Consider the following 25,865-nt stretch of genomic DNA (forward strand, 5'->3'; position numbering starts at 1 on the left):
GTACCCGTGGCAGGACTCGAACCTGCACCGCCGGATTCGTAGTCCGGTTGCCTGTCCATTGGCGACACGGGCGTGGTCGCATTTCCATCGACTCGTGGACCAAGCGGGATTCGAACCCGCATCTGCCTCCTTGCAAGGGAGGTGTGTTCCCGTTACACCATCGGCCCATTCGGCCCTTTCGGTACAGGGCCTATTCGCTGTTCGCTCCCGCGTTGCCGGGGCGGCTGCCGCGCAGGTCGTGCGGCCTATCCGGCAGCCGGTCGGCGGAGGGCGGCGTGGGGTCGGGCGGCGGCCGGGGCGCCGTGGAATCGCATCGCCGCCGCGGGCCCGGCGGGCCGGTCGTTTCGAATCCGTCGGATTTCCATGCCCGCCTCCCTCCGCTTTTCCTCGTGCGAGCGTGTAATCACGGTAAGGGGGCGGAGAACCCGCGGGCAACGCATTTATTCCGGCACCCGCCGGGCGATTCCAGGGTGGGCGTCAGCGGCCGGGGGGACGGATCGACAGGGCGTGGTGGAAGACGTCGCGGGGGTCCCAGCGCTGCTTGACCTTCTGCAGGCGGGGGTAGTTGGCACCGTAGTAGATGGTGAACCAGGGGATGCCGGAGGTGTTCCACTTCGGGTCGGCGTGGTCGGTGTCGGGATAGTTGATGTACGCGCCGCCGCAGGCGCCGCCCGGGACCGGCACTCCTCCGGTGTCCGCGTACGTCTCCCGGTGGAAGTCGCGGACCCAGTCCAGGCGGGGGGCGGCGTCCTGGCCCTCCTCCCAGGTGACCAGGTGCAGCACCTTCATGATGGACTGCCGCTCGACCGTCGCGGTGGCGGCGGGATCGACGGTGTTGACCCGGCCGCCGTACGAGATCAGCCACACGACGCCCTGGGAGGAGACCTCGCCGGCGACGCTGAGGCGGTCGTAGGCGGCGTCCGCCTGCCGGTTCGTCAAGGCCCGCCGCAGGTAGCCGGACTTCGCCTTGAATCGGCCGGATTCCGCGTCCGCGCCGAGCGAGAGCGTGCGCACCGCCTGGAACCAGGGGTCCCGCCGGAGGGGCGTGACGAAGACCTCCGGCGTGACACCCCGCCCCACGTGGGCGAAGAAGTCGCGCAGCAGGCGCTCGGCGTCCGGGACGTCCGCGTCGATCTGCGTGGGCAGGATGATCGCGCCCGGATCGGCGCCGGACTGGCGGCCGGGGATCAGCAGCGCGGCCCACAGGCTCGCGTACGGCGAGTCCGGCGCGCTGTTGCGCTCGTGCCACTCGCCGTGGTTGCGCAGCAGCCTGCGGAAGGACTCCCTGGTCATGCCCTCCCAGGACCAGATGGCGACGCCGGACAGTACGGTCGCGGGCGGCCGGGGGAGCAGCCGGGACGGGTCGTTCCCCCGCACCTTCGGGTCGCGCAGCCAGTAGCGGGTCACGATGCCGAAGCTCCCGCCGCCGCCACCGGTGTGCGCCCACCACAGGTCGTGGTTCGGGTCGGCCGGGTCGCGGGTGGCCACCACCGCGCGGGCCCGGCCCGAGCGGTCCACCACCACGACCTCCACCGCGTGCAGATAGTCGACCGTGAGGCCGTCGCGCCGCGACAGCGGCCCGTAGCCGCCGCCCGCGATGTGCCCCCCGGCGGCCACGCCCCCGCACTGGCCGCCGGGGAACGTCACGCCCCAGCCGAGGTAGAGCCTGCGGTACGCCGACATGAGCGTCGTGCCCGCCTCGACGGCGAACGCGCCGCGCTCCTCGTCGAAGTACACCCGCGACATCTCGCACAGGTCGATCACGACCTGCGCCCCGTCGCCGACGAAGTTCTCGTAGCAGTGCCCGCCGCTGCGCACGGTGACCCGCTTGCCGGCGCGCACGGCCTCGCCGACCGCCCTGACGACCTGCTCGGTCGAGCTCGCGACGACGAAGTACTCCGGCTCGTGCCGGAAGCGCTGGTTCGTACGCCGGACCGCCAGGTCCTCATAGCGCGGATCGGACGGCCGCACGGTCACCGGGCCGAGCTGCGGCCCGTCGTCCCCGTTCCCGTGGAGGAGACCGGCCGCCGCCGGTCCCGCCGACGCCAGCACCGCCGAAACCGCTCCCCCCAACGCCGCCGTGCCGCCGATGAACCCGCGGCGCGTCACCTCACCCACGTTCGATCAACCCCTTCGCGTCCTCGGCCGGGACCGCAACCCGGTATGTGATCGACGCTAGGAGCGTGGCGAGGGCGGGGTAATGCGCCCAGCCGCACACCGGGGGTGGGGTTAGGTGCACATCGGCGCGCCCGAGGCGCTACGGGCGGATCTCGTAGATCGCGTTGAAGGTCGTCTCCGCGGCCCGGCGGAACCGGGTGAAGCCGGCCTCCGTGGCCACCTCCCGGATCGCCGCGTCGCCTGCCTGCGCCCCCAGCGCGCGGCCGACCGGCTGGGACAGGCTGTTGGGCACGCACAGGAAGGTGGAGGCGCTGTAGTACAGCCGGCCGACCGGGTTGAAGTTCTCCTCGACCTTGTCGGAGGCGATCGGCTCCACCAGCAGCCACGTGCCGTCCGGATCCAGCGCCTCCCGCACCCGCCGGGCGGCCCCGAGCGGGTCGCCCATGTCGTGCAGGCAGTCGAACATCGTCACCAGGTCGTAGCCCGTCCCGGTGAAGGTCTGCGCGGAGGCCACCTCGAAGCTCACCCGGTCGGCGAGCCCCGACTCCGCGGCCCGCTTGCGGGCCAGCGCGATCGAGTCGGCGTGGTAGTCGGAGCCCACGACCCTGGCCCGCGGGTACGCCTCGGCGAGGAGCATCGACGACGAGCCGAGGCCGCAGCCGACGTCGGCCACCCTGGCGCCGGCGGCCAGCTTGGCCTCGACCCCGTCCAGCGCCGGGATCCAGTGAGGGACCAGCTCGGCCGCGTAACCGGGCCGGAAGAACGCGTCGCACCCGACGAAGACGTCCTCGGAGTGCTCGTGCCAGCCGACCCCGGCGCCGGTGCGGAACGCCTCGGTGATCCGGGGCTCGGCGCGCAGCATCCCCACGGCGACCAGGAACGCCGCCGGCACGTTGGGGCCGTTCGGGTCGGCCAGGCAGAACGCCTGCTCCTCGCTCAGCCGGAACCGGCCGGTCTCCGGATCGTATTCGGCGTACCCGCCGGCGGCCTGGCCGCGCAGCCACTCGGTGAGGTAGCGCGGGTGACATCCGGTGCGTTCGGCGAACTCCTCCGGCGTCGCGGGGCCTCCCTCCGCGAGCGCGCGGTACAGGCCCAGCCGGTGCCCGACGACGATCGAGCCCGCGGCCTCGGTGGCCGCGAGGTCGGTCACGAAGCGGCCCAGGAACTCGTTCACCTTCTCGTCGTCCATCCCCGTCCCCTTCCTGGTCGAGCCGGCCGCATGCCGGCCGTCACGGAAAGACTCGTCCTGGTGTCCGTCACGGCCTCGTCACGGCACGCACCAGGGGGCGGGGCGTTTCAGGGGGCGATGTCCTCCAGGACGGCGCGCCTGGTCTCCGGCAGGAACGCCACGACGACGACGGCGGCCAGGACGAACAGGCCCGCGCTGGCGGTGAAGACCAGCGGGGCGCCGCCCGCGGCCAGCAGGGCGGGCACGACGACAGGCCCGAGGAGGGCGCCGAGCCGACCCGCCGCGGTGGCGGTGCCCACCCCGGTGCCGCGGATACGGGTCGGGAACAGCTCGGGGGTGAAGGCGTACAGGGAGGACCACATCCCGAAGAACATGAACTGCAGCACCGAGCCGTAGCCGATCAGCTCCGGCAGGCCGGACGCCTGACCGTACAGGAAGGCGGCCACGGCCGAGGCGACGGTGTAGCCCGCCAGGCAGGTACGGCGGCCCACGACCTCGATCAGGTAGGCGGCGGACAGGAAGCCCGGCACGCCCCACAGGGCCATCAGCACGATGAAGCCGATGCTGCCCGCGATGTCGGAGCCGTTGTCGGCCAGCAGCTTGCCCATCCAGGTCGTCAGGCCGTAGTAGCCGAACAGGATGGCGAACCAGGTCAGCCACACCATCAGCGTGCGCCGCCGGCGGCCCCGGACGAACAGGGCGCGCAGGCCCCCGGGGCCGCCCGCGTCCGTCACCGGCGTGATCACCGGTTCGGGGAGCGCCCGCCCGGTCAGCATGGTGACCTTGTGCTCGATGGCGGCCATGACCGCGCCGGCCTGATCGGTGAGGCCGCGGGAGGCGAGCCAGCGGGGCGACTCGGGCACGCCGCGCCGGATCACCAGCGCCCACAGGGCCAGGCACGCCTGCAGCGCGAAGAAGGCGCGCCAGCCGGCGGCCGGCACGATCACGTACGCCAGCGCCCCGGCGAGCACGAACCCGACCGGCCAGGCGCCCTCCAGCAGCGCGGCGTAGCGTCCGCGCCGCGACGCGGGCATGAACTCGGCGAGCAGGGCGGCGGCGACGGGGAACTCCGCGCCCATCCCGATGCCCAGCACGAAGCGGCACGCCAGCAGGGTGGGCAGGTCCGGGGCGAAGACCAGGCCCAGGCTGGCCACGCCCCAGACGACGATGCTGTACTGGAAGACCCGGCGGCGGCCGAACCGGTCGGCGAGCGCGCCCGCCGAGACCGCGCCCGCGAGCATGCCCGCGAATCCGGCGCTGCCCAGCAGTCCCGCCTCGGCGGCGGTGAGGCCGAAGTGCGCGCTGATGGGCGCCAGCAGGAAGGTGATCGCGGCCAGGTCGATCGAGTCGAACAGCCAGGCGGTGGCCACGACGAGGAAGAGGCGGCGCTGGAAGCGGCTCCACGGCAGGCGCTCCAGGCGGGCCGAGACGGCGGCGGGGGTGGTCGCGTCGGCGGCTCCCGGGGACGGCGGGGCCGGGGTGGGGTGCTCGGGCGGGACGGGACGGGCGTCGGGCATGGTGTTCCCTTTCACAGGGGCGCGCTCGCGGGGTCGAGCGCGCAGGGTCGAGCGCGCAGGGTCGAGCGCGCGGGGGCGAGTCCGGGGGGGCGAGTCCGCAGGGTCGAGTCCGCTGGGGGAGGCCGGGTGAAGCCTCGTGGAGCCTCAGGCCAGGGCGGCCGAGACGCGGTCGAGGATCCGCTGGAGGTTGGAGGTGCTGGTGGCGAAGTTGAGCCGGGCGAACGCGGCCGTGTCGATCGGGGTGTGCTGCGAGAACTCGGCCCCGTCGCTGAGCTTGACCCTCGCCAGGCGTTCCAGGCTCCCGGCGGGCGCGGCGGCGCCGATCGGGCTGCCGGTGAAGTCGAGCCAGCTCAGGTAGGTGCCCTGGGGGGAGTGGTAGCGGGCGTCCCACGGCAGGTCGGCCGCCCACTTCCCGATCAGGCACCGGTTGCGCTCCAGAGTGCGCATCAGGTCCGCCAGCCAGGCGTGGGAGTCGCGCCACGCGGCCACGGTGGCGACCCGGCTGAGGATGCTCGGCTGGCCGAAGAAGTCGAGCGGGGCGGCGGCCAGGGCGTCGCGAAGCGGGCCGGGGCCGATGTGCGCGACGGCGCAGCGCAGCCCGGCGATGTTGAACGCCTTGGTCGCCGAGGTGGTGGTGACCGTGCGGGCGGCGGTCTCGCCGAGCGAGGCGAACGGCACGTGGCGGTGCGGGGCGAACACCAGGTCGGCGTGGATCTCGTCGGCCAGCACCACCAGGTCCAGCTCCCCGGCGGCCTCGGCGAGCGGCGCCAGCTCGGCGGGGGTGAAGACGCGGCCCGTGGGGTTGTGCGGGTTGACGAGCACGAGCAGGCGGCAGCCGTGCAGCCGCTCGGCCAGCCCTGCGGTGTCGAAGCCCCATCCCGTCTCGTCCCGTTCCATCGGCAGCGGCACGATCCGGCGGCCCGCGCGGGCGATGCTCGCCAGGAACGGCGGGTACGCCGGCACGTGGATCGCGACGCCGTCGCCCGGCGCGGTGGTGTACTCGATCACGATCTGGAGGATCTGGAGCAGGTCGGTGAACACCCGCGTCCGGCCGGGCTCGGGGCGCCACCCGTGGCGGGCGGCCATCCACTCCTCGAAGGCCGCGATCACGGGGTCCTCGCCGGGCCAGTACGGGTAGCCGAAGTCCCCCCGCTCGGTCACCCGCACGATGCCGTCGCGCACGGCGGGCGGGACCCCGAAGTCCATGTCGGCGACCCAGGCGCCGATGGTGTCCGGCGAGAGCGAGCCCCACTTGACGCCGTGGCCGGAGCGCAGGCGTCCGGTGTCGATGGTCTCGAACGGGCCTGCCTGCGGGCCAGTCACGGCGTCGCCTCCGCGCGCTGCCCGGCGAGGATGGCGTCCCGCAGGATCTCCATCTGGCCGTGGTGCTGCGCCAGTTCCTCGTAGACGTGCATCAGCGCCGATCCCTGGGTCAGCTCGCGGTCGGGGCCGAGGAAGGCCGGGGAGGGCGTGCCGCGGAGCCTCGCGGCGGGGTCGGCCGCGCGCACGTCCTCGGCGAGCCGGGCGCGCGCCGCCGCCACCTCCTCAAGCAGCGGGCCGACGGGGCCGGCGGCGGTGAACTCGGCGTCGCGGTCGCGGGCGATCCCGCGTCCCGCCACGAGATGTCCCGCCCAGTAGGACACCACGCCCAGGCAGTGCGTGAGCAGGGCGTACGGCGAGTTCGCGCCGGGGAGGGGCGGCCGTACGTTGGCGAGGTCATCGCCGAGGCCGGCGACGATCGCGGCCATGCCGTCCAGGGCGCGGCCGGCGTAGTAGAGGTAGTCGTCATCGGTGATCACACGTGGCTCCTGTACGCGGTGTCCGTCACCGGCTTAGTAGGTGACGGCAACATTGCGCCACGGGTGCGTCACCTGTCAAGATGGTGACGTGAGTTTCGTCTTCGTCAGCGGCAACCTCGCGCTCGACTTCATGGGCACGCTCAAGTGGCGGCGCAGCGAGCCGGAGGAACTGCTGGTCACCCCCGCCGACCTGGCCCGATGGGCCGTCGAGGCCGGGGTGACGACGCGGGAGCCCGCCGTGGACGACGCGGGCCTGCTGCGGCTGCGCACGCTGCGCGAAGCCGTCTACCGGCTGGTGACCGGCGCGATGGCGGGCCGTCCCTGGCCCGAGGACGACCTGCGCGTCGTCAACGAGGAGGCGGCGGGCCCGCCGCCCCGTGTGACGCTGACCCCGGCCGGCCTGGTGCGCGTCGGCGACGCGGGGGCCATCGCCTCCAGCGTGGCCTGCTCCGCCGCCGAACTCCTCAGCGAGCTGGGCGAGTTGCGCGTACGCGAGTGCGCCTTCCCCGAGTGCACACGCGTGTTCATCGACCGCTCCCGTGGCGGCAACCGCCAGTGGTGCGGCATGGAGGAGTGCGGCAACCGGGTCAAGGCGGCCAACTACCGCTCCCGCAAGAGCAAGGCCGCCACGGCCGCCCCCGTCGGCTGACGCCTCACCGGCTGATGCCCCCCGCCTAAGGCCCCCCGCCTAAGGCCCCCGCCCGGCCGATGCCTCCGTCGGCGGAGGCGCCCGCCGGCCCACGCCCCCGCCGTCCCGGTCTCCACTTCCGCCGCGACCCGCTCGGCGTGGAGTCGCGGCCCCCGGAAAATCGGTTTCCGCGCCCGGCGCCCGCCTGTGAGGATGCGGGTATGGGACGCGCGTTCGAGGAACTGGTCGCCGAGGCCGAGGCGGCGCCGGTCGATGGGTGGGACTTCTCCTGGCTGGAGGGACGGGCGAGCGAGCAGCGCCCGTCGTGGGGGTACCAGCGGCTGCTGGGCGAACGGCTCGCCGCGGTCAACGCCGCGCTGGACGTCCAAACCGGCGGCGGGGAGGTGCTGGCGGGTGTGCCGACGCTGCCGCCGGCCATGGCCGCCACCGAGTCCTGGCCGCCGAACGTCGCCAGGGCCACCCGCCTGCTCCACCCGCGCGGCGTGGTCGTCGTGGCGACGGGGGAGGAGCCCCCGCTGCCGTTCGCCGATGAGGCGTTCGACCTGGTGGTCAGCCGCCACCCCGTGACCCCGTGGTGGACCGAGATCGCCCGGGTGCTCCGTCCCGGCGGGACCTACTTCGCCCAGCACGTCGGCCCGGCCAGCGTCTTCGAGCTGACCGAGCACTTCCTCGGCCCGCAGCCGGAGGAGGTCCGCCGCAGGCGGCACCCCGACGACGAGAGCGCCGAGGCCAGGGCCGCCGGGCTGGAGATCGTCGATGTGCGCCTGGAGCGGCTGCGGATGGAGTTCCACGACATCGGCGCGGTCGTGTACTTCCTGCGCAAGGTGATCTGGATTGTGCCCGGCTTCGGCGTGGACCGCCACCGCGACCGGCTGCGCGAGCTGCACGAACGCATCCAGCGCGACGGCCCGTTCGTCGCGCACTCCTCCCGGTTCCTCATCGAGGCCAGGAAGCCGGCCTGACTCCCCGCGCGCAAGGCTGGTCAAGGGCCGGTATCACGTGCGAAGATATAATGGCGAAAATTCGTTCAGGTAACCGGCTTCGGGAGTAACGCGTGCACGAGCGGCAGGTACGGTCCCAGAGCGCCCTCGCCCCCGCGAGAACGCCATGTCCCTCCCCGTCGCCCCGCTCCGACCTGGCACCGCGACAGCGGGCGCGGGCTCGCGGCCGTGCCCGGCGGACGCAGGCCGGGCATCGAGGGCGTCCCCGGCCGGGGCGCGGGCACGCTCGCGGCCGATCCGGAACGGAACCCGAGCGCGCTCGCAGCCGCCCCGAATCCGGGCGCGGGCGCGCTCGCAGCCGCCCCGGATCGCGAGGTCGTGCACGCCGACCACATCCTGCGGATCGTCCGCGACTCCGCGCCGCTCGGCCGCCGCGTCCGGTTCCTGGGCGAGATCGACGCCTCCAACGCTTCGGCCGTCGCCGAGGTGCTGGCCGAGGTCACGGGCGGGGTCATGGGCGGGGTCATGGCCGGCGCCCGCGGCGACGCCGGGCCGCTCACCCTGGACCTGTCCGGGCTGACCTTCGTGGACGTGGCCGGGGTCCGCGCCCTGATCCGCCTGTGCCGCGGGGGCTGGATCCAGATGGAGAACGTCCCGCCCCACATGCTGCGCCTGCTGGAGCTGATCCCCGCGGCGTCCCGGCCGTAACAGGAACGTCTTCGAGGGGCCAACCGCGGCGGCTTGTGGCCGCGTCAGGCGTCCTGCGGCTCGGGGGCGCCGGTGCCTCGGGCCGCCGCGATCACGCGCGTCAGTGCCCGGTGCAGGTCCTGCAGCTCGTCGAGCTCCATGCCGAGACGGGCCACGATGGCGGGCGGGATCTTCTCCGCTTCCGCCCGCAGCGCCCGGCCCGCGGGGGTGAGGGTCACGGCCAGGGCGCGCTCGTCCTTGCTGTTGCGCTCACGGTGGATGTAGCCGAGGGCCTGGAGCCGCTTGAGCAGGGGAGACAGCGTGCCCGGGTCGAGCTGGAGCAGCTCGCCCAGCTCCTTGACCGACAGGGGCTCGTGTTGCCACAGGGCGAGCATCGCCAGGTACTGCGGGTGGGTCAGGCCCAGGGGCTGCAGCAGCGGCCGGTACAGGGCGATCACGCTGCGCGAGGCGATGCTGAGGGCGAAGCACACCTGCCGGTCCAGGGCCAGGGGGTCTGTCGCCTCTGTCACGGGCTCCATCCACGCACCTCCCAGTGCCCCTGGTAGATTGAAGTACATCACTTTGTGCACAAACTAATAGCCCACAAACAGCCGCGACGCAAAACGTCCGTGGGCCGGCCCGGGAAGGACGGCACCGTGTTCCACCGCAAGCCGCTTGAGCAGCGCATCGCCGAGCGCCAGGCCAAGCTGCCGCCCTTGAAGGAGGGCAAGCACTTCGAGCACGGGCCGGCCAAGTTCGTGTTCGTCGCGCTGATCGCCATCGTGGTGTTCCTGCACGTCGTCGGGCTGGCCGTCGTGATGCACTTCTCGCCCTGACGGCGCCGCGCGGGGGTCAGGTCCGCTGCTCGCTGCCCGGTTCGCCCCCTTCGCGGACCCACCGCACGACCAGCTCGTCACGGGCGCCGAAGCGGACCAGGTGACGGCCCACGACGTCTTCGAGCTGGGCGACGGACTCCGCCGGGCACTCCAGCCGGATCAGCAGCGCGTCGGGGGAGCAGGACACGTCGGCGCGGCCGGTGCCGAGGTCGATCGTGCCGCGCCGCTCCTCGTCGAGCCACTCGCCGCCGTGGCGGCGGCCCAGGTGGGCGACGAGCTGCTTGCCGTAGCGGGCGGGCCGGTCGGTGCTGACCGCTGCTTCACTGTGGCTCATCGAGGTCTCCTTCACCCGAGGTGCGGGGCCGGGTCCCGATCCACGACCAGCGTACAAACCGTGACGGGACGGCCGGCGCCCGGCCAAAGGGCCGGGAGGAGACCGTCAAGGCACGGCCCGGGGCAATCGCTTACATGCACGGGATGCGCCTATGACCTGGGGGAAACTGCCGATCCGTCCCTCGCGCAGCGCCTTCGCCGGGACGCGTTTCCGCGTCACACCGCGCTGAAGGCTCGCGTCCGCCTGGTTGACGGGGCGAACGGCGTACGAAGTCATGCGCGCCGTGCGCGAACTCGACTATGTGGCCAACGCCCACGCCCGGGGGCTCCCGGGGGTGCGGCCCAGGAGTGTGGCCATCGTCGTCACCTCCGTCACCTCCCCGCACTACGCCCATGTCGCGCAGGGGGTCCAGGACCAGGCCGTACGCGAGGGCAGGCTGTGCATCGTCGGCACCACCGGCGGCGATCCGGAGCGGGCGACGTCTCGCTGGCCGGCTTCGACGATCTCCCGCCGGCCGCCGACATCGGCCTCACGACCGTGCACGTGCCGCACGAGGAGCTGGGCCGCACCGCCGTACGCCTGGCCTTGTCGAACGAGACGCCCGTCGCCGAGCACCTGCTCCTGGGCACCCACATCATCGTCCGCGACTCCGTCCGCCCCCTCCTGCCGGAGCCGCCGGCCTAGGCGTGGCGTCGCCCTGGTCCGGTGGCCGGAGAGCGCGCTCGTTAAAACGCTTTCTGTCAATGGCGGCTCAGGCGAGACCGAATCCATGTCGCGGCTGTAGTATCCGTTTTATGCCCTCCCCGCTCCGCCTGCCGCCTGCCGATCCCCACCTGTCCGGTCACACCGGCTGGACCCGCGCTCACTGGGAGAGCGTGGCGGACCACCTGCTGGAGTCGGTGGTGCCGTACGCGAGCGACGGCTTCGCCCAGTTCCGGCTGCCGGGCGCGCCGAGCCGGCAGGGGGTGGTGAGCGACGGCCTGGAGGGGTTCGCCCGTACGTTCCTGCTCGCGGCCTTCCGCATCGCCGGGGCCGGGGGTGACGTGCCGGCCGCCCTGCTGGAGAGGTACGCCGCGGGGCTGGTGGCCGGGACCGACCCCGGGCATCCGTACGCCTGGCCGCCTCTGCGGGACATGGCGCAGCCGCTCGTGGAGGCCGCCTCGGTGGCGCTCGCGCTGCACGAGACGCGTCCCTGGCTGTACGACCGGCTGTCCCCGGCGCAGCAGGAGCGGGTGGTGGCGTGGCTGGCCGGGTTCGTGGGGCGGCGGACCCCGGCGAACAACTGGGTGCTGTTCCAGGTGGTGGTGGAGCAGTTCCTGGCCGAGGTGGGCGGCCCGCACGACCCGGCCGAGATCGCGGGCGGGCTGGAGCGCGCCGAGGAGTGGTACGCCGGCGACGGCTGGTACTCCGACGGCACGGGCAAGAACTTCGACTACTACTGCGGCTGGGCGATGCACCAGTACACGGCGCTGTGGGCGAGGATGGCCGGCGACACCGGCCGCCGGCAGCTCTACGCCGGCCGCCTGCGCCGCTTCCTGGAGCAGTACCAGCACATGTTCGCCGCGGACGGCGGGCCCGTCCACCAGGGGCGCTCGCTGATCTACCGGTTCGCCACGGTCGCCCCGCTGTGGCTGGGCGCCCTGACCGGGGCCTCGCCGCTGCCCCCGGGACGCACCAGGCGGATCGCGAGCGGCGTGCTACGCCATTTCGTCGAGCGGGGCGTCCCCGACGGCCGCGGCCTGCTCACGTGCGGCTGGTACGACGCCTTCCCGCCCGGCACCCAGGGGTACTCCGGCCCCGGCTCGCCGTACTGGGCGAGCAAGGCGTTCCTCGGCCTGCTGCTCCCGCCCGGCCACCCGGTGTGGACCGACCCCGAGGAGGCGGCGCCGATCGACCTCGGCGACCAGGTGGTGGCGATGCGCCCGCCCGGCTGGGTGCTGCACGCCACCCGCGCCGACGGCGTCGTCCGGCTGGTCAACCATGGCAGCGACCGCGACCGGGTCCAGGACCCCGCGGGGCCGCCCGACCCGCACTACCTCAGGTTCGGCTACACCAGCCACACCGGCCCCGACATCGGCCCCGGGGCGCTGGACAACCAGCTCGCCGTCCTCACCCCGCAGGGGGCCGCCTCGCAGCGGCGCCGCATCGAACCGCTCGGCGTGGGGGAGCGCTTCGCGGCCTCGGCCTACCGGGACGGCCCCGTCCGCGTCGTGACCGCCTCCGTGATCGACGGCGCGGCCGAGATCCGCGTCCACCGGGTCACGGCGCCCGCCGGGCACCGCGTACGCGACGGCGGTCACGCGCTCGCCGCTCAGGAGCCGCCGGCGGCCGAGTCCGCAGGAGTGCGGGCGCGGGCCCGGCGCGCCGACGGCCTGGTCAGCGAGGTGCGCGGGCTGCACGGCTACACCGGCGCCGGCGTGGCGGCGGCGCGGGGCGTGAACGCCTTCGGCTCGCACTCCGCCACGCCGTACGTCATTTGCGACGCCCATCCCGGCGGCACCGCCGTCTACGTCAGCCGGGTCCTGCTCACGGCCGCCGGACCGGAGCCGCCCGCCCCGCGCGTAGAGGTGCGCGGCGAGGAGGTGACCCTGACCCCGGCGGACGGCGAGCCGATCCGGGTCCGTTTCGGCGGCGAGCCCGAGTGCGCCGTCCTCGTCCCCGGCGGCGGCCATGCCGGACCCGCCGGGTCCTTCACCTGCCGCCCCGCGTCCTGACCGCGTCACCGGGGCTGTGCTTCAGCAGGAGCAGCGCCATGTCGTCGGCCCGCTGCCGTACGGAGGACGCGTGGCCGAGCAGCGTGCCCGTGAGCCGATGCAGCGGCTGGTGCGCGGCGCGGGTCAGGTGGACGGCGAGGGCGCCGATGGCGTGGTCGAGGTCGATGCCGGGGGTCTCGATCAGGCCGTCGGTGTAGAGGGCGAGGACGGCGCCCGGCGGGAAGGGGGCCTGGAGGACGGGGTAGTCCGCGTCGGGGTCGATGCCGAGGAGCAGCCCGACCGGCACGTCCACGCGGTCGGCGGGCCGGTTCGGCGGGCACAGCAGCGGCGGCGGGTGGCCGGCGCTGGCGGCGCAGAAGGTACGCAGCCGCAGGTCGGTGTGGACGAGCAGGCAACTGGTGAACAGCTCGGCACGCAGGTCGATGAGCAGGCGGTTGGTGTGCTTGAGCACCTCGCCGGGGCCGGCGCCGGCGGCGGTGTGGGCGTGGATGGCGGTGCGCACCTGGCCCATGAGCGCGGCGGCCGTCATGTTGTGGCCCTGGACGTCCCCGATGACGGCCGCGGCGGCGGTGTCGTCGAGGCGGATCAGGTCGTAGAAGTCGCCGCCGATGCCGACGCCGGGGGTGGCGGGCACGTACCGGGCGGCCGTCTCCAGGCCCGCGATCTCGGGCAGGCCGCGGGGCAGCAGGCTGGTCTGCAGGCTGTGGGCCAGGTGGTCCTTGACCTCGTAGAGCAGGGCGCGGTCGAGGGCCTGGGCCAGCAGCCCGGCGAGCGTGGTGAGGGTGGTGCGCTCCTCGGTGGTGAACGGGCGCGGATGGTCGAAGGCGAACACGCAGGTGCCGAGCACGCGGTCGGAGACGGTGAGCGGCAGGAACGCCCAGGCGGCCATGCCGTCCATGTTCGCCGCCGACGGATATCCGCGGCGCAGTTCCTCCCGGCTTCCGAAGAACGCGGCCTCGCCCGTCCGCATGACCTGCGCGGCCGGGCCGGGGGAGGCGAGGGGCCGGCCGTCGAACCGGTCGAGCACATCGCGGCGGTAGCCGTGCGAGCCGACGATCCGCATCCTCCCGGTCTCGGCCACCATGATCACCATGGCCTGGGAGCCGCACACGGGCATGACGTGGTCGGTGACCAGTTCGACGACCTCGCGCACGTCGAGCGCCCGGGTCAGCGCCGCCGCCATGTGCAGGAAGTCGTGGAAGGAGCCGCCGCGGGGCGCCGGCGGGGCGCCGTGCTCCCGCCGGGGACGGTGTGGCGTGGCGGGCGTGATGCGCAGGCTGATGCCGGTGGGGTCCGGGTGCAGCCGCACCTCCAGGGTGCGGCCGTCCGGATGCCGGATGTCGCACGAGGTGGCCTGCTGGGTGACCAGCGCGGCACGGTAGCGATCTTCGAACACCGGGTCCCGCAGCCACGCCACCGCCTCCCACAGCAGCCGTCCCCGCAGGTCCGGCCCGTCGCCGCCGAGGAGTTCGGCCGCCGCGGCGTTGACGAAGGTGATGCGGCCCTCCGGGGCCACGGCGGCGCAGCCGTCGGGGAGCCGGTCGAGATAGCCTCCGGCGGCCAGGGCGCGCTGCCTGTCCGGCGCGCCGGGCGGGGGAGGGGGCACGAGGCGTGGCCGCCGGCCGGGCTTCGGCGGGCGGCCGGCCTCGGCCGCCCAGCGCAGCGCCTCGCCCAGGTCCCGGGAGGCGATCTCGATGGCGTCGAGTTCGCGGGGGGTGAGATGGGGCGGGCGCGACGGCGGCCAGATCAGCGCCCAGGCGCCCCACACCCGGCCGCCGCTCTGGATGGGGGCGGCGGCGGTGGCGAACGGGTCCGGCACGACCACCGCGGTCGCGGGGAAGCGGCGGGCCAGTTCCTGCTGGTCGGGCACCCACACCAGCGCCCGGCCGCGTACGGCGGCGGCGACCGGGACGTCGGCGTTCGCCCTGACCCGGGTCCACGGCTTGACGATCTGGGCCGGCATCCCGATCGCCGCCTCCATCCGCAGCAGCCGGCCCGAGTCCTCCAGCAGGTAGATCACCGCGATGTGGGCTCCGGTGTCGCGTACCGCCCTGGACAGCACCCGGTCGATCTCGGCTGTGCCGGGCAGGGGAGCCGTCCCGGCGCCACGCCGCACGGTGCGTCCTGCTCCACCCTGCGTTGACGCCGGTACGGCCCACTCACCACCGGACATGCGTCAACGCTAGGCCGTTCCGTCGGAGGCGAAAGCACCTCTTGCCCGATTCTGGGTCGTTGTTGGGGATGAGATGGGATTTTCCGGGACTTCCGGGCTCGGGCTCGGCGTGCACCGCGCCTCACCCGTGAGCCTCGCCCCGGGCCCGCCGGGCGGTCAGGTCGCGCTGACGGATCAGAGTCCACCCCAGGTAGGCGAAGGGCAGCAACAGCAGCACGTCGGCCACCGTGGCGACCCACTCGATACGGGGAATCCGGCTCGCCGGGAAGACCGCAGCCGCGAGGCACAGCAGCGGTCCGATCCAGACGGGTGCCCATCGCCGCCAGGTCAGCACGACCCCCAGGCCGAAGACCGTCAGCGGGAACAACGGCCCGGGCAGCCACAGCACCAGGTTGGACAGGACGGGATAGTGCGCCAAGGCGGCCAGCGACTGCGGGCCCGACACCCTGAACACCTCTTCGAAGAAGCCCTGCAAGCCGAAGGCGATGGCGCCCAGGCAGCCGAACAGGGCCAGCAGCAGGCCGGCCGACCCGTAAACCGGCATTCGCCGGCCGATGACCGCGAACAGACCGGTGAAGCCGTGGGCCCAGAAGACCCCGGAAAGGGCCAGGAGTGTTCCACCGGCGGCCCCGTATCGGCCGTCCACCCAGAGGAATGTCGCCGCCATCGCGAGAAGTGGGGCGATGATCAGACTCGCGCCCTGCAATCTCTGGTTCATGGAACGGCAGTCTATGCGTAGGCTGCCTACATATCGTCAGGGAAAACCCTGACTCTCATCCGGTTCACCCCTGATCTGGCTAGGCTCCGGGGCGGGAGGTGCAGCCGCCATGGTGACCGAGGACGACGTGCGCCGGATCGCGCTGTCGCTGCCCGAGACGACCGAGCGGCCGTCGTACGGCACGCCGGCGTTCCGGGTGAAGGACAAGTGGTTCGCCCGGATCCGCGAAGAGGGCGACGTGCTCGTGGTGTGGTGCGGCAGCGAGGAGGAGAAGCACGAGCTGATCGCCGCCGATCCGGAGGCGTTCTGGACCACGCCGCACTACGACGGTCATCCGGTGGTCCTGGTCCGCTTCGACGCGATCGACGCCGAGGAGCTCACGGAACTGCTCACCGACTCCTGGCGGCTGCGCGCGCCGCGCCGGGTGCTCGCCGCGTACGAGGCGGCGCGGTCCGTGATCACCTGGCGCCGGCTCGAAGAGCGCGACTTCCCGCTGCTGCGCGAATGGCTGGAACGGCCGCACGTGGCCCGGTGGTGGCACCACGAGACCTCGATCGAGGCGGTGACGCGCGACTTCGGGCCCGCCGCCAGGGGCGAGGACCCCTCGGAGGACCTGCTGACCTTCCTCGACGGCCGGCCGCTCGGCCTGGTCCAGCGGTGCCGCCTGGGCGACTTCCCCGAGTACCTGACCGAGCTGTCCGCCATCCTCGACGTCCCCGCCGACACGGTGTCCCTCGACTACCTGATCGGCGACCCGGGGCAGGTCGGCCGGGGCCTCGGCCCCCAGATGATCCGGGCCGTCGTCGAGGCGACCTGGCGCGACCACCCCGCGGCCCCGGCGATCCTGATCCCGGTCTCGGCGGCCAACCGGGCGTCGTGGCGGGCGCTGGAGAAGGCCGGGCTGCGCCGCGTCGCCGAGGGCGAGCTGGAGCCGGACAACCCCATCGACGACCGCGCCCACTACCTCTACCGCATCGACCGCCCCGCGGCGCCTTGACCTAGGCCCTGACCTCGGCCGGGCGGGCCGCCGTGTCGCCCATCAGGACGCGGAGCCTGCGCGCGGACATCATCATGGCGACGCCGGCGGCGACGGCGGCCAGGGCCAGGCCCAGGTAGTACGCCGGCATCGGCACCACCGCGGTCAGCCGGTAGGTCTGGCCGCCGACCGCGTCGCCCAGGGAGATCGCGAGGTACCAGACGCCCATCATCTGGTTCTCGAACGCCCGGGGCGCCAGCTTGTTGGTCACCGACAGGCCGGCCGGGCTGAGGAACAGCTCGCCGATCGTCTGGATCAGGTAGACCGAGATCAGCCACATGATCGACACCCGCACCCCGCCGGAGGCGATGCCGGCGGCGACCGACATGACCACGAAGCTCAGCCCGACCAGCAGCAGCGCCACGGCGAACTTGGCCGGGGCGCTGACGCGGTCGCCCGCCTTGAGGAAGACGTCGGCGAACACCGGCGCCAGGATGATGATCGCCAGGGAGTTGACGTTGTTGATCCAGCCCGGCGGCACGCTGAAGCCCATGACGTCGAGGTCGGTGTTGTTCTGCGCGAACAGGGTGAGCGCGCCCCCGGCCTGGTCGTAGATCATCCAGAACACGGCGGCGCCGAGGAACAGCCACACGTACGCGCGCAGCCGGGTCCGCTCCTCGGGGGTGATCTCGTGCGAGCCGTTGAACAGGAACAGGAAGTAGGCCAGGGGGACCGCCGCCGTGGCGAGGGCGAGCACCAGCGTGAACCGGTCGATGGTGAACGTGCCGCTCAGCGCCCACAGGGTCAGGGCCAGCGCCACCCCGGGCACCGCGATCCCGAGCGTGAGCCGGAAACGGGCGCGCTCGCGCGGCGTCAGCCGGTGCTCGGGCTCCTCGCCGATCCCGGCCAGATGCCGGCCACGCAGGACGTACTGGCCCAGGCCGATCGCCATGCCGGCCGCCGCGGCGCCGAACGCGAGATGCCAGCGGTCGCCCTCCTGCAGCCACGGGACGGCCATGATCCCGGCGAACGCGCCGATGTTGATGCCCAGGAAGAAGATGGTGTACCCGGAGTCGCGGCGGGCGTCGTCGCGCGGCGGGTACAGGTCGCCGACCATCGCCGCGATGTTCGGCTTCAGCATGCCGCTGCCGAGGGCGACCAGGACGAGGCCCAGCCACACGAACGCCCCCGCGGCGGGGGCCGACAGGCTCAGGTGCCCGCACATGATCACGATCGCGCCGTACAGGACGGTTTTGCGCGGCCCGAACAGCCGGTCGGCCATCCAGCCGCCGGCGAGCGCGAGCAGGTAGACCGAGCCGATGTAGACGCCGTACACGCCCACCGCGGTGGTCTCCGACAGCCCCATCCCGCCCCGGACGGCCGGGGCCGACAGGAAGAGCACCAGGATCGAGCGCATGCCGTAGTAGCTGAAGCGCTCCCACATCTCGGTGCCGAACAGGGTGGCCAGGCCACGTGGGTGCCCGAAGAAGGATTTCTCCCGGGCGGGCGGGTGTGTCATGCGTTCTCCCCCCGAATTACGCAGTGCAGTAGCACGTTACCCCGGCGCTAGCTGCGTTTTGCCCATTCGGGTACAAAGGGGAGAAAAAGGACTAATAGTGTGAAAGGTGATGCCGAACTGGCGCATGCGGCCAACTACGGTTTTCGGCCGGCACTGTCCGCGGAGGCCGCCGGTCTGTCCGTCGCAGGGACGGAGCGCGGCGGCTCTCAGCGTGTGCCGGTAGGTGACGCGCTCGCCGACACCGAGGCCGCGGCCGACGGCGTGATCGACGGTGTGGCCGACGGCGTGGCCGGCCCGCTCGTGGCCGCCGATGGCGTGGGCGAGGTGGTCGCGGGCGGCGACGGTGTGGGCACGGCCTGCTGGGACGTGCCGCCGAGCGAGGTGTACAGCAGCACCCCCGTCACGGCCGCGACCACCGCCACGACCGCGGCCGTGGTGAGCACGACCCTGCGCACCAGGCGTCTGCGGCGCTCCCGCCGCCTGGCCTCCTCGCGCCGCAGTGCGGCGCGCCTGCGCTTCACCTTTCGCTGAGACATGACCGCTCCCGAAACGACATGGCCGCTCCCGAAACGCACTTCGGGGTCACCATACGAGGACGCGGATAAGACGCGGCTAAGGGATCTTCCGGCCGGTGGTGCTCTCGCGGATCACCAGGCGGTGGTCCACGTAGATCTCCCGGGTGCCGCGCCGCGCGGTGCCCGACATCCGCTCCACGAGGAGGGCGACGGCCTGGCGGGCGATCTCCCGCTTGTCCGGGGAGACGGTGGTCAGGGTGGGGGTACCGTAGCGGCCGTCCTCGATGTCGTCGAAGCCGGCGAGGGCGACCTCGGCCGGAACCTCGTGGCCGCGCTCCAGGAGTGTGCGGAGCGCGCCGAGGGCGAGCAGGTCGTTGAAGCAGAAGACCGCGTCGGGGGGCTCGGCGAGGTCCAGCAGACGGGCCATCGCGGCGGCGCCGTCGGCGCGGTGGTAGGCGGCGACGGGGGCGACAAGGCCCTCGTCGAAGGGGAGGCCGGCCTCGGCCAGGGCTGCGCGGTAGCCGGCCAGGCGCAGCCGCGCCGTCTCGCCGGCGGCGTCGTCCTGGGCGCCGATGGCGGCGACGCGGCGGCGGCCCAGGGCGATCAGGTGCAGGGTCGCCTCCTTCGCGGCGGCGACGTTGTGCACGACGACGTGGTCGGCGGGGCCGTTGTGGATGCGCTCGCCCAGCAGGACCATCGGGGTGTCGTCGGTGCGCGCGCTCAGGTCGTCGGCGGTCAGCGCGAGGGGGCTGAAGATCAGGCCGTCGATGAGCTGGTCGCGTATCCCCTCGGCGACCTGCTGCTCGCGGTGCCTGCTGCCGCCGGTCTGGTCGATGAGCACGGTCAGCCCGTGTTCCTCGGCGGCGGCGACGATCAGCCGGGCCAGCTCGGCGAAGTAGGGGATGTCCAGTTCGGGCACGGCCAGGGCGATGATGCCGGAGCGGCCCCGGCGCAGGTTGCGCGCGGAGAGGTTCGGCCGGTAGTTGAGCTCCTTGATGGCCCGCTCGACCCGGGCGCGGGTCTTGGGCGTGACGTGCACGTAGCCGTTGACCACGTTCGAGACCGTCTTCACCGACACGCCGGCCAGCCGCGCCACGTCCTTCAGCCCGACACGGCGCCGGTCGTCGGGGCTCGGCTCCGGCGGCGTGGCTGCTGTGGGTTCCCCCATGCCTGACCTTTCCCTCCGCTGCGGACGGAGATCAGTCTAGGACCTCTTTACAACGTTATATACAACGATGTATATCTCGTAACCACCGCGAAACAATCCGGGAGGACGGCCCGTGGATCACCGCGCCAAGCTCACCCTCGACCCCGCCTTCGAGATCGCACCGGTCGAGCGGCGCCTGTTCGGATCCTTTGTCGAGCACATGGGCCGGTCGGTCTACACCGGCGTGTACGAGCCGGGCCACCCGCGGGCCGACGAGTACGGGCTGCGCCGCGACGTGCTCGACCTGGCCCGCGAGATGGGCGTGACGGTGGTCCGCTACCCCGGCGGGAACTTCGTCTCCAACTACGACTGGGAGGACGGCGTCGGCCCCGCCGACGAGCGGCCCACCCGGCTCGACCTCGCCTGGCGGCAGATCGAGACCAACGCGTTCGGCCTGAACGAGTTCATGACCTGGGCCGCCGAGCTGCCCGCCGAGCCGATGCTGGCGGTCAACCTCGGCACCCGGGGCGTACGCGAGGCGTGCGACCTGCTCGAATACGCCAACCACCCGCAGGGCACCCGCTGGTCCGACCTGCGCATCAAGCACGGCCGCCGCGATCCGTACGACGTGCGGCTGTGGTGCCTGGGCAACGAGATGGACGGCCCGTGGCAGATCGGCGGCAAGACCGCCGAGGAGTACGGCCGGCTCGCGGCCGAGACCGCCAAGGCGATGAGGCGGGTGGACCCGCGCGTGGAGCTGGTGGCCTGCGGCAGCTCCAACAGCCGCATGCCCACGTTCGCCTCCTGGGAGGCGACGGTGCTGGAGCACTGCCACGAGCAGGTGGACTACATCTCCCTGCACGCCTACTACGACCCCGCCGCCGGCGACCGGGCGAGCTACCTGGCCGCGGCGGAGGAGATGGACGCCCACATCAAGGCGGTGGTGGCCACCGCCGACCACGTGGCCGCCAAGCTGGGCAGCCGCAGGCGGCTCAAGCTCTCCTTCGACGAGTGGAACGTGTGGTCGCAGAGCCTGTTCGGCGGGGAGGCCGGCCTGGAGTGGGCCGAGGCGCCGCGGATCATCGAGGAGGACTACGACGTCACGGCGGCGGCGGTGGTGGGCAGCCTGCTGATCACCCTGCTGAACCACGCCGACCGGGTCGGCATCGCCTGCCAGGCCCAGCTCGCCAACGTCATCGCGCCGATCCGCACCGAACCCGGCGGCCCGTCCTGGCGCCAGACGATCTTCCACCCGTTCGCGCTCACCGCCGCGCACGCGCGCGGGCGCGTCCTGCGGGTGGAGGCCGCCTCGCCGGTGTTCCCGACCGAGCGGTTCGGGGAGGTGCCGGCGCTGGTCGCCGCGGCGACCCACGACGACGCCGGGGAGCTGACGGTGTTCGCGGTCAACCGCGGCGAGCGGCCACTCCCGCTGGACGTCGATCTGCGCGGCCTGCCGGGTCTCGCCGTGGCCCGCCACGTGACCGTGGCCGACGACGACGCGGGCGCGCGCAACAGCCTGGAGGCCCCGAACCGGGTCGTCCCGCGGACGCTGGAGGGCGCCGCGGTCCGCGGCGACCGGCTCTCCGCGGTCCTGCCGCCCGTCTCGTTCAACGTCGTACGGCTGGCGCCGAGCAGGGGTCTGTGAAAGACGGCCGGCCACGAGGCCGGTGAAAAGGTCGGGGGGGAGAGGAGATTGTCATGAGGTTGCGCAGCCGGACCTGGCTCGTCACGATGACCGCCGCCATCGCCCTGATGTCGACCGCATGCGCCGGCCAGGGCCAGGGCGGCGGCGACGCCGGAGGCTCCGGCGGCCCGGTCACCCTGAAGTTCTGGAACGGCTTCACCGGCCCCGACCGGGCGGCGGTCGAGGGCATCGTGTCGAAGTTCAACTCGTCACAGGACAAGGTGAAGATCGAGATGGAGATCATGCCCTGGGACGTGTTCTTCGACAAGCTGCTGCCCAGCCTGGGCTCCGGCACCGGCCCCGACATCGCGGCGATGGACACCGCGCAGATCCCGCAGTACGCCGCCCGCAACGTCTTCCAGCCGCTGGACGACCTCTACGGCCCACAGGGGATCGACGAGAACGTGCTGGTGCGCTCCGCCGTGGACGCCACCGTCTTCAAGGGCAAGAGGTACGGCGTCCCGATGAACTTCACCACGCTGAAGCTCTACTGGAACAAGGACATGTTCCGCGAGGCGGGCCTGGACCCGGACAAGCCCCCGGCCGACTGGGACGAGTTCGGCGACTACGCCAGGAAGCTGACCAAGGACACCGACGGCGACGGCAAGCCGGAGCAGTACGGCCTGGCCATCGCCGACCACGCCACGATCGCGATGTGGCCGATCCTGTTCTGGCAGAACGGCGGCGGCGTGGTCTCCGAGGACGGGCGCACGGCGATGCTGGACGACCCGGCCACCATCGAGGCCGCCCGGCACTGGGCCGGCCTGATCACCAAGGACAAGATCGCCCCGGTGGGGCTGAGCGGCGCCGACGCCGACAAGCTCTTCCAGAGCAAGAAGGCGGCGATGGAGATCGTCGGGCCGTGGATGACCACCGGCTTCGAGCAGGCCGGCATCGACTTCGGCATCGCCATGCCGCCCGCGGGCCCCAAGGCCCGGGTGACGTTGGGCACCAGCGTGGCCTTCACGCTCAGCTCCCGGGCCACCGGCCAGAAGAAGCAGGCCGCGCGCGACTTCTTCGCCTACTGGAACAGCAAGGAGTCGCAGGCGTACTGGTCGGCCAACTCCGGCTTCCCGCCGAACCGCACCGACCTGACGGCCGATGAGCTCAAGGGCAACCCCTACTCGGCGCTCTTCGGCCAGGACGCCGACAAGTCCCGGTTCTACCTGGCGGGCGTGCAGGAGTTCCAGAAGGTCAACGAAACGCTCTTCGAGCCCGCCCTGCAGCGCGTGCTCAACGGCAAGGGCGACATCGAGCAGGTCTTCGGCCAGGCCGACAAGGAGATCCAGGCCGTGCTCGACAACGCCCAGTGACACCGGGAGGGCAACCGTGACGACCTCCGTACCCGCGGCCGGCGGGGCGCCGCGCCGCCGGCCCGGCTCGGCCGGACGGCGGCAGGCCAGGGCCGCGTGGCTGTTCATGCTGCCGACGATGGCCGTGCTGGGCGTGTTCGTGGTCTGGCCGATGCTCCAGGCGCTGTACCTGTCGTTCACCGACTACGAGGTGTTCACCCCGGCCCGGTGGATCGGGCTGGAGAACTACCGCGCGCTGCTGTCCGATCCCGCCTTCGGCAACGCCCTGGTCAACACGCTCTACTACGCGGCGGTGACCACGCCGGTCTCGGTGGCGCTGGCCCTCGGGCTGGCGCTCCTGCTCAACCGGCGGATGCCGCTGCGCGGCTTCGTGCGGACGGCGGTGTTCGTCCCGGTCGTCATCTCCCTCGCCGTCGTGGCCATCGCCTGGAGCTTCCTGCTCGATCCCAACATCGGGCTGCTCAGCCACTGGCTGTCGCAGATCGGCATCGTGTCCGAGCAGGGCTGGCTCCGCGACCCGTCGCTGGCCATGCCGGCGGTGATGATCGTGGGCATCTGGAAGAACGTCGGCTTCTACATGGTGATGTACCTCGCCGGCCTCCAGTCGATCCCCACGGCCCTGTACGAGGCGGCCCGCGTCGACGGCGCGGGCCCCTGGCCGCGGTTCCGCCGCATCACCTGGCCGCTGCTGGCCAACCAGACGATGCTCATCGTGATCCTGGCCGCCATCGCCACGCTGCAGGCATTCGACCAGATCTTCGTCATGACCCACGGCGGCCCGTTCTTCAGGACCGAGACGCTGGTGATGATGACCTACCGGATCGGCTTCAAGGAGTTCCAGTTCGGCTACGCGGCCGCGATCTCCTGGGCGCTGGTCCTGCTGATCTTCGTGCTGAGCATGCTCCAGGTCGCCTACTTCAGGAAGCGGTCGGTGACGTACTGATGCCGCAGGACAACCGCGCGCTGCGCCTGACCTGGCGGCTGCTGACCGCCGCCACCGGACTGGCGATAGCCCTGGCCATGCTGTTCCCCCTGGTGTGGATGGTGGCGACCTCCTTCAAGCCCGAGCCGGAGATCGTCTCCTTCCCGCCCCGGCTGCTGCCCGAGACCTTCACCCTGGACAACTACATCGGCGTGTGGGAGCGCCTGCCCTTCACCCGCCTGTTCCTCAACACGGTCGTCTTCGCGGGCGCGGTCACCGTGTGCTCGCTGCTGCTCGACTCCATGACCGCCTACGCGCTGGCCAGGCTGCGCTTCCGCGGCAAGGGGGCAGTCTTCGTCCTGGTCCTGGTGCTGCTCATGGTGCCCTTCCAGGTCACGCTCATCCCGCTGTACGACCTGCTGGCCGGCCTCGGGTGGATCAACACCTTCCAGGGCCTCATCGTGCCGAGGCTGACCAACGCCTTCGGCATCTTCTTCCTGCGCCAGTTCCTGCTGTCGATCCCGCGGGACCTGGAGGACGCGGCCCGGGTGGACGGCGCCTCGGAGTGGCGCATCTACTGGCGGATCGTGATGCCGCTCGCCGTGCCCGCCCTGCTCACCCTGGGCCTGTTCCACTTCATGTACAACTGGAACGACCTGCTGTGGCCGCTGATCATCAGCCAGGACACCTCACGGCAGACCCTGCCCGCCGGCCTCGCGCTGTTCATGGGACAGCACGTGGTGGAGTACGGCCCGCTGATGGCCGCGTCGGTCCTGACACTCCTGCCGGTGGTCGTCTTCTTCATCATCATCCAGCGCCGGTTCGTGGCCGGCGTCGCGACGACGGGGATCAGATAGATGCGATGGTTCGAGGACGGGCGGCTCCGCTTCGCCGTCGGGATCGAGGACACCTTCATCCCGCAGGAGTACCCCGGCCGGCGCAGGCTGGACGAGTACGAGCTGACCCAGCACTACCACCTGTGGCACGAGGACCTCGGCCTGGCCGCCGCCACCGGCGCGGAGATGATCCGCTGGGGCATCCCCTGGCACCTCCTCGAACCCGAGCCCGGCCGCTTCCGGTGGGACTGGCTGGACCGCGTGGTGGACCGCCTGGCGGAGCTGGGCCTGACCTGCGTCGTCGATCTGATGCACTACGGCACACCGACCTGGCTGGACAACCAGTTCCTCAACGCGGGCTACCCGGACCGCGTGGCCGAGTACGCCACCCGGGTCGCCGAGCGCTACCGGGGCCGGCTGCACGTGTGGACCCCGCTCAACGAGCCGACGATCAACGCGGTCTACTGCGGCGAGAACGGCACCTGGCCGCCCGGCCTGACCGGCCATGACGGGTTCGTCAAGCTCGCCATGGCGATAGCCCGCGGCATCGTGGCGACCCAGCGCGGCATCGCCGAGGTCCAGCCGGAGGCGTCCTTCGTGCACGTGGAGGCGAGCTTCCGGTACGAGGGCGAGTGGTTCCCCTTCGACCTCGCCCTGATGCGGGAGCGCCGATACCTGATCATGGACCTGGTCACCGGGCGGGTGGACGAGGAGCACCCGCTGCACGGCTATCTGCGCGAGCACGGCGTGGACGACGCCCAGCTCGCCGCGCTGCGCGAGGACGCCGTGACGCCCGACGTGGTCGGGGTGAACTACTACCCGGCGTTCACCACCGCGCGCTTCGAGCCGGGCTCGGCGAGGCCGGTGCCGGTGGAGGCGGGGACCGCGGGCCTGGAGGAGGTCCTGCGCGACTTCGCCGCACGCTACGGCCGCCCGGTCTTCCTCACCGAGACCAGCAGGGCCGGGACCCCCGAGCAGCGCGCCGAGTGGCTGCGCGACGGCATCGCCCTGGTCCACCGCCTGCGCCGGGAGGGCGTGCCGGTCGTCGGATACACCTGGTGGCCGCTGTTCGCCCTGGTGGACTGGCTGTACCGGGAGAGCACCGACCCGGTCGGGCGCTGGCTGGTGCCCATGGGCCTGTACGACCTCGAACCCGACGGCGCCGGGGTCCTGCGGCGCGTCCCCACCGCCGCCGTCGAGGAGTGCAGGCGTCTCATGCGCGCCCCGGACGGCGGCTGAGGGCACGGCCGGCGTCCCGGCGCCCGAATGCGGCATGCC

Annotated in this window: 24 protein-coding genes and 2 tRNA genes; 13 read left to right on the forward strand and 13 right to left on the reverse strand. The window is 72.6% G+C overall.

Annotated features, from left to right (window positions below):
- Position 1 precedes the first annotated feature (1 nt).
- The 7 genes from HNP84_RS20720 to HNP84_RS20750 form a co-directional block, all read right to left on the reverse strand.
- Positions 2 to 72: transfer RNA gene (locus HNP84_RS20720), tRNA-Arg, on the reverse strand.
- Between the two features lie 23 nt (positions 73 to 95).
- Positions 96 to 167, reverse strand: a tRNA-Ala gene (locus tag HNP84_RS20725).
- A 310-nt stretch (positions 168 to 477) separates the two neighbouring features.
- On the reverse strand, positions 478 to 2,118 hold the full coding sequence (locus tag HNP84_RS20730; protein ID WP_185051408.1) for an FAD-binding oxidoreductase: 1,641 nt from the start codon (positions 2,116 to 2,118) through the stop codon (positions 478 to 480).
- Positions 2,119 to 2,257: 139 nt separating this feature from the next.
- Positions 2,258 to 3,307 carry a class I SAM-dependent methyltransferase gene (locus HNP84_RS20735; protein WP_185051409.1) on the reverse strand — a complete coding sequence of 350 codons (1,050 nt, stop codon included), beginning with the start codon at positions 3,305 to 3,307 and terminating at the stop codon, positions 2,258 to 2,260.
- Between the two features lie 107 nt (positions 3,308 to 3,414).
- Positions 3,415 to 4,824: an MFS transporter gene (locus tag HNP84_RS20740; RefSeq protein WP_185051410.1), complete on the reverse strand. Its 1,410-nt coding sequence runs from the start codon at positions 4,822 to 4,824 to the stop codon at positions 3,415 to 3,417.
- A 144-nt stretch (positions 4,825 to 4,968) separates the two neighbouring features.
- On the reverse strand, positions 4,969 to 6,147 hold the full coding sequence (locus HNP84_RS20745) for a MalY/PatB family protein (RefSeq protein WP_312925340.1): 1,179 nt from the start codon (positions 6,145 to 6,147) through the stop codon (positions 4,969 to 4,971).
- Positions 6,144 to 6,623, reverse strand: coding sequence for a mycothiol transferase (locus HNP84_RS20750; protein WP_185051411.1), 480 nt, complete (start codon positions 6,621 to 6,623; stop codon positions 6,144 to 6,146). Before HNP84_RS20750 ends, HNP84_RS20745 begins: the two co-directional genes overlap by 4 nt.
- 88 nt (positions 6,624 to 6,711) lie before the next feature.
- Between HNP84_RS20750 and HNP84_RS20755 the strand changes: the two genes are divergently transcribed.
- The 3 genes from HNP84_RS20755 to HNP84_RS56125 all read left to right on the forward strand — a co-directional run bounded on the left by HNP84_RS20755 (position 6,712) and on the right by HNP84_RS56125 (position 8,921).
- On the forward strand, positions 6,712 to 7,272 hold the full coding sequence (locus tag HNP84_RS20755) for a CGNR zinc finger domain-containing protein (RefSeq protein ID WP_312925342.1): 561 nt from the start codon (positions 6,712 to 6,714) through the stop codon (positions 7,270 to 7,272).
- 200 nt (positions 7,273 to 7,472) lie between these two features.
- Positions 7,473 to 8,234, forward strand: coding sequence for a class I SAM-dependent methyltransferase (locus tag HNP84_RS20760; RefSeq protein ID WP_185051412.1), 762 nt, complete (start codon positions 7,473 to 7,475; stop codon positions 8,232 to 8,234).
- A gap of 207 nt (positions 8,235 to 8,441) precedes the next feature.
- On the forward strand, positions 8,442 to 8,921 hold the full coding sequence (locus HNP84_RS56125; RefSeq protein ID WP_185051413.1) for an STAS domain-containing protein: 480 nt from the start codon (positions 8,442 to 8,444) through the stop codon (positions 8,919 to 8,921).
- Between the two features lie 44 nt (positions 8,922 to 8,965).
- Here the strand turns inward: HNP84_RS56125 and HNP84_RS20770 are convergent, their stop codons facing one another.
- Positions 8,966 to 9,439 carry a MarR family winged helix-turn-helix transcriptional regulator gene (locus HNP84_RS20770; RefSeq protein WP_185051414.1) on the reverse strand — a complete coding sequence of 158 codons (474 nt, stop codon included), beginning with the start codon at positions 9,437 to 9,439 and terminating at the stop codon, positions 8,966 to 8,968.
- Between the two features lie 117 nt (positions 9,440 to 9,556).
- Here HNP84_RS20770 and HNP84_RS20775 point away from each other — a divergent pair, with 117 nt between their 5' ends.
- Positions 9,557 to 9,736, forward strand: coding sequence for a hypothetical protein (locus HNP84_RS20775; protein ID WP_185051415.1), 180 nt, complete (start codon positions 9,557 to 9,559; stop codon positions 9,734 to 9,736).
- A 16-nt stretch (positions 9,737 to 9,752) separates the two neighbouring features.
- On the opposite strand, the gene HNP84_RS20780 is transcribed toward HNP84_RS20775, so the two are convergent.
- Entirely contained in the window at positions 9,753 to 10,070 is a 318-nt protein-coding gene (locus HNP84_RS20780) for a DUF2218 domain-containing protein (protein ID WP_185051416.1), read from the reverse strand.
- Positions 10,071 to 10,508: 438 nt separating this feature from the next.
- Here HNP84_RS20780 and HNP84_RS51165 point away from each other — a divergent pair, with 438 nt between their 5' ends.
- Together HNP84_RS51165 and HNP84_RS20790 are read left to right on the forward strand one after the other, a co-directional pair.
- The gene (locus HNP84_RS51165; protein WP_221336506.1) at positions 10,509 to 10,754 is read left to right on the forward strand and encodes a substrate-binding domain-containing protein; all 246 of its coding nucleotides are present in this window, start codon (positions 10,509 to 10,511) and stop codon (positions 10,752 to 10,754) included.
- Between the two features lie 110 nt (positions 10,755 to 10,864).
- Positions 10,865 to 12,784 (forward strand): DUF2264 domain-containing protein, encoded by a 1,920-nt coding sequence (locus HNP84_RS20790; RefSeq protein ID WP_185051418.1) that lies wholly within the window; start codon positions 10,865 to 10,867, stop codon positions 12,782 to 12,784.
- Here HNP84_RS20790 and HNP84_RS20795 read toward each other — a convergent pair.
- Both HNP84_RS20795 and HNP84_RS20800 read right to left on the reverse strand, forming a co-directional pair.
- Complete coding sequence (locus tag HNP84_RS20795; RefSeq protein WP_312925346.1) at positions 12,762 to 14,900, reverse strand: SpoIIE family protein phosphatase; 2,139 nt, start codon at positions 14,898 to 14,900, stop codon at positions 12,762 to 12,764. The genes HNP84_RS20790 and HNP84_RS20795 overlap by 23 nt on opposite strands.
- Positions 14,901 to 15,078: 178 nt before the next feature.
- A complete protein-coding gene (locus HNP84_RS20800; RefSeq protein ID WP_185051420.1) occupies positions 15,079 to 15,675 on the reverse strand; it encodes a hypothetical protein in 597 nt (198 codons plus the stop codon).
- Positions 15,676 to 15,784: 109 nt separating this feature from the next.
- Between HNP84_RS20800 and HNP84_RS51170 the strand changes: the two genes are divergently transcribed.
- Positions 15,785 to 16,672 (forward strand): GNAT family N-acetyltransferase, encoded by an 888-nt coding sequence (locus HNP84_RS51170; protein ID WP_221336507.1) that lies wholly within the window; start codon positions 15,785 to 15,787, stop codon positions 16,670 to 16,672.
- Position 16,673: 1 nt separating this feature from the next.
- Here the strand turns inward: HNP84_RS51170 and HNP84_RS20815 are convergent, their stop codons facing one another.
- The gene (locus tag HNP84_RS20815) at positions 16,674 to 18,170 is read right to left on the reverse strand and encodes a peptide MFS transporter (RefSeq protein ID WP_185051421.1); all 1,497 of its coding nucleotides are present in this window, start codon (positions 18,168 to 18,170) and stop codon (positions 16,674 to 16,676) included.
- Between the two features lie 213 nt (positions 18,171 to 18,383).
- On the opposite strand from HNP84_RS20815, the gene HNP84_RS20820 reads away from it, so the two are divergent.
- On the forward strand, positions 18,384 to 18,701 hold the full coding sequence (locus tag HNP84_RS20820) for a hypothetical protein (RefSeq protein ID WP_185051422.1): 318 nt from the start codon (positions 18,384 to 18,386) through the stop codon (positions 18,699 to 18,701).
- Positions 18,702 to 18,782: 81 nt separating this feature from the next.
- Here HNP84_RS20820 and HNP84_RS20825 read toward each other — a convergent pair whose 3' ends face one another.
- Positions 18,783 to 19,853, reverse strand: coding sequence for a LacI family DNA-binding transcriptional regulator (locus HNP84_RS20825; protein WP_185051423.1), 1,071 nt, complete (start codon positions 19,851 to 19,853; stop codon positions 18,783 to 18,785).
- A gap of 112 nt (positions 19,854 to 19,965) precedes the next feature.
- Here HNP84_RS20825 and arfA point away from each other — a divergent pair, with 112 nt between their 5' ends.
- From arfA to HNP84_RS20845, 5 genes are read left to right on the forward strand one after another with little or no spacing between them, the layout of a single operon-like run.
- The gene (gene arfA / locus HNP84_RS20830) at positions 19,966 to 21,477 is read left to right on the forward strand and encodes an arabinosylfuranosidase ArfA (RefSeq protein ID WP_312925350.1); all 1,512 of its coding nucleotides are present in this window, start codon (positions 19,966 to 19,968) and stop codon (positions 21,475 to 21,477) included.
- Between the two features lie 53 nt (positions 21,478 to 21,530).
- A complete protein-coding gene (locus tag HNP84_RS51175) occupies positions 21,531 to 22,829 on the forward strand; it encodes an ABC transporter substrate-binding protein (RefSeq protein WP_221336508.1) in 1,299 nt (432 codons plus the stop codon).
- 16 nt (positions 22,830 to 22,845) lie between these two features.
- On the forward strand, positions 22,846 to 23,772 hold the full coding sequence (locus HNP84_RS53215; protein WP_221336509.1) for a carbohydrate ABC transporter permease: 927 nt from the start codon (positions 22,846 to 22,848) through the stop codon (positions 23,770 to 23,772).
- Positions 23,772 to 24,608, forward strand: a complete 837-nt coding sequence (locus HNP84_RS20840; protein WP_185051425.1) for a carbohydrate ABC transporter permease — start codon at positions 23,772 to 23,774, stop codon at positions 24,606 to 24,608. Before HNP84_RS53215 ends, HNP84_RS20840 begins: the two co-directional genes overlap by 1 nt.
- The gene (locus HNP84_RS20845; RefSeq protein ID WP_185051426.1) at positions 24,609 to 25,826 is read left to right on the forward strand and encodes a family 1 glycosylhydrolase; all 1,218 of its coding nucleotides are present in this window, start codon (positions 24,609 to 24,611) and stop codon (positions 25,824 to 25,826) included.
- Positions 25,827 to 25,865 lie beyond the last annotated feature (39 nt).

Source organism: Thermocatellispora tengchongensis (assembly GCF_014202315.1).
In the GTDB taxonomy this organism is placed as follows: domain Bacteria; phylum Actinomycetota; class Actinomycetes; order Streptosporangiales; family Streptosporangiaceae; genus Thermocatellispora; species Thermocatellispora tengchongensis.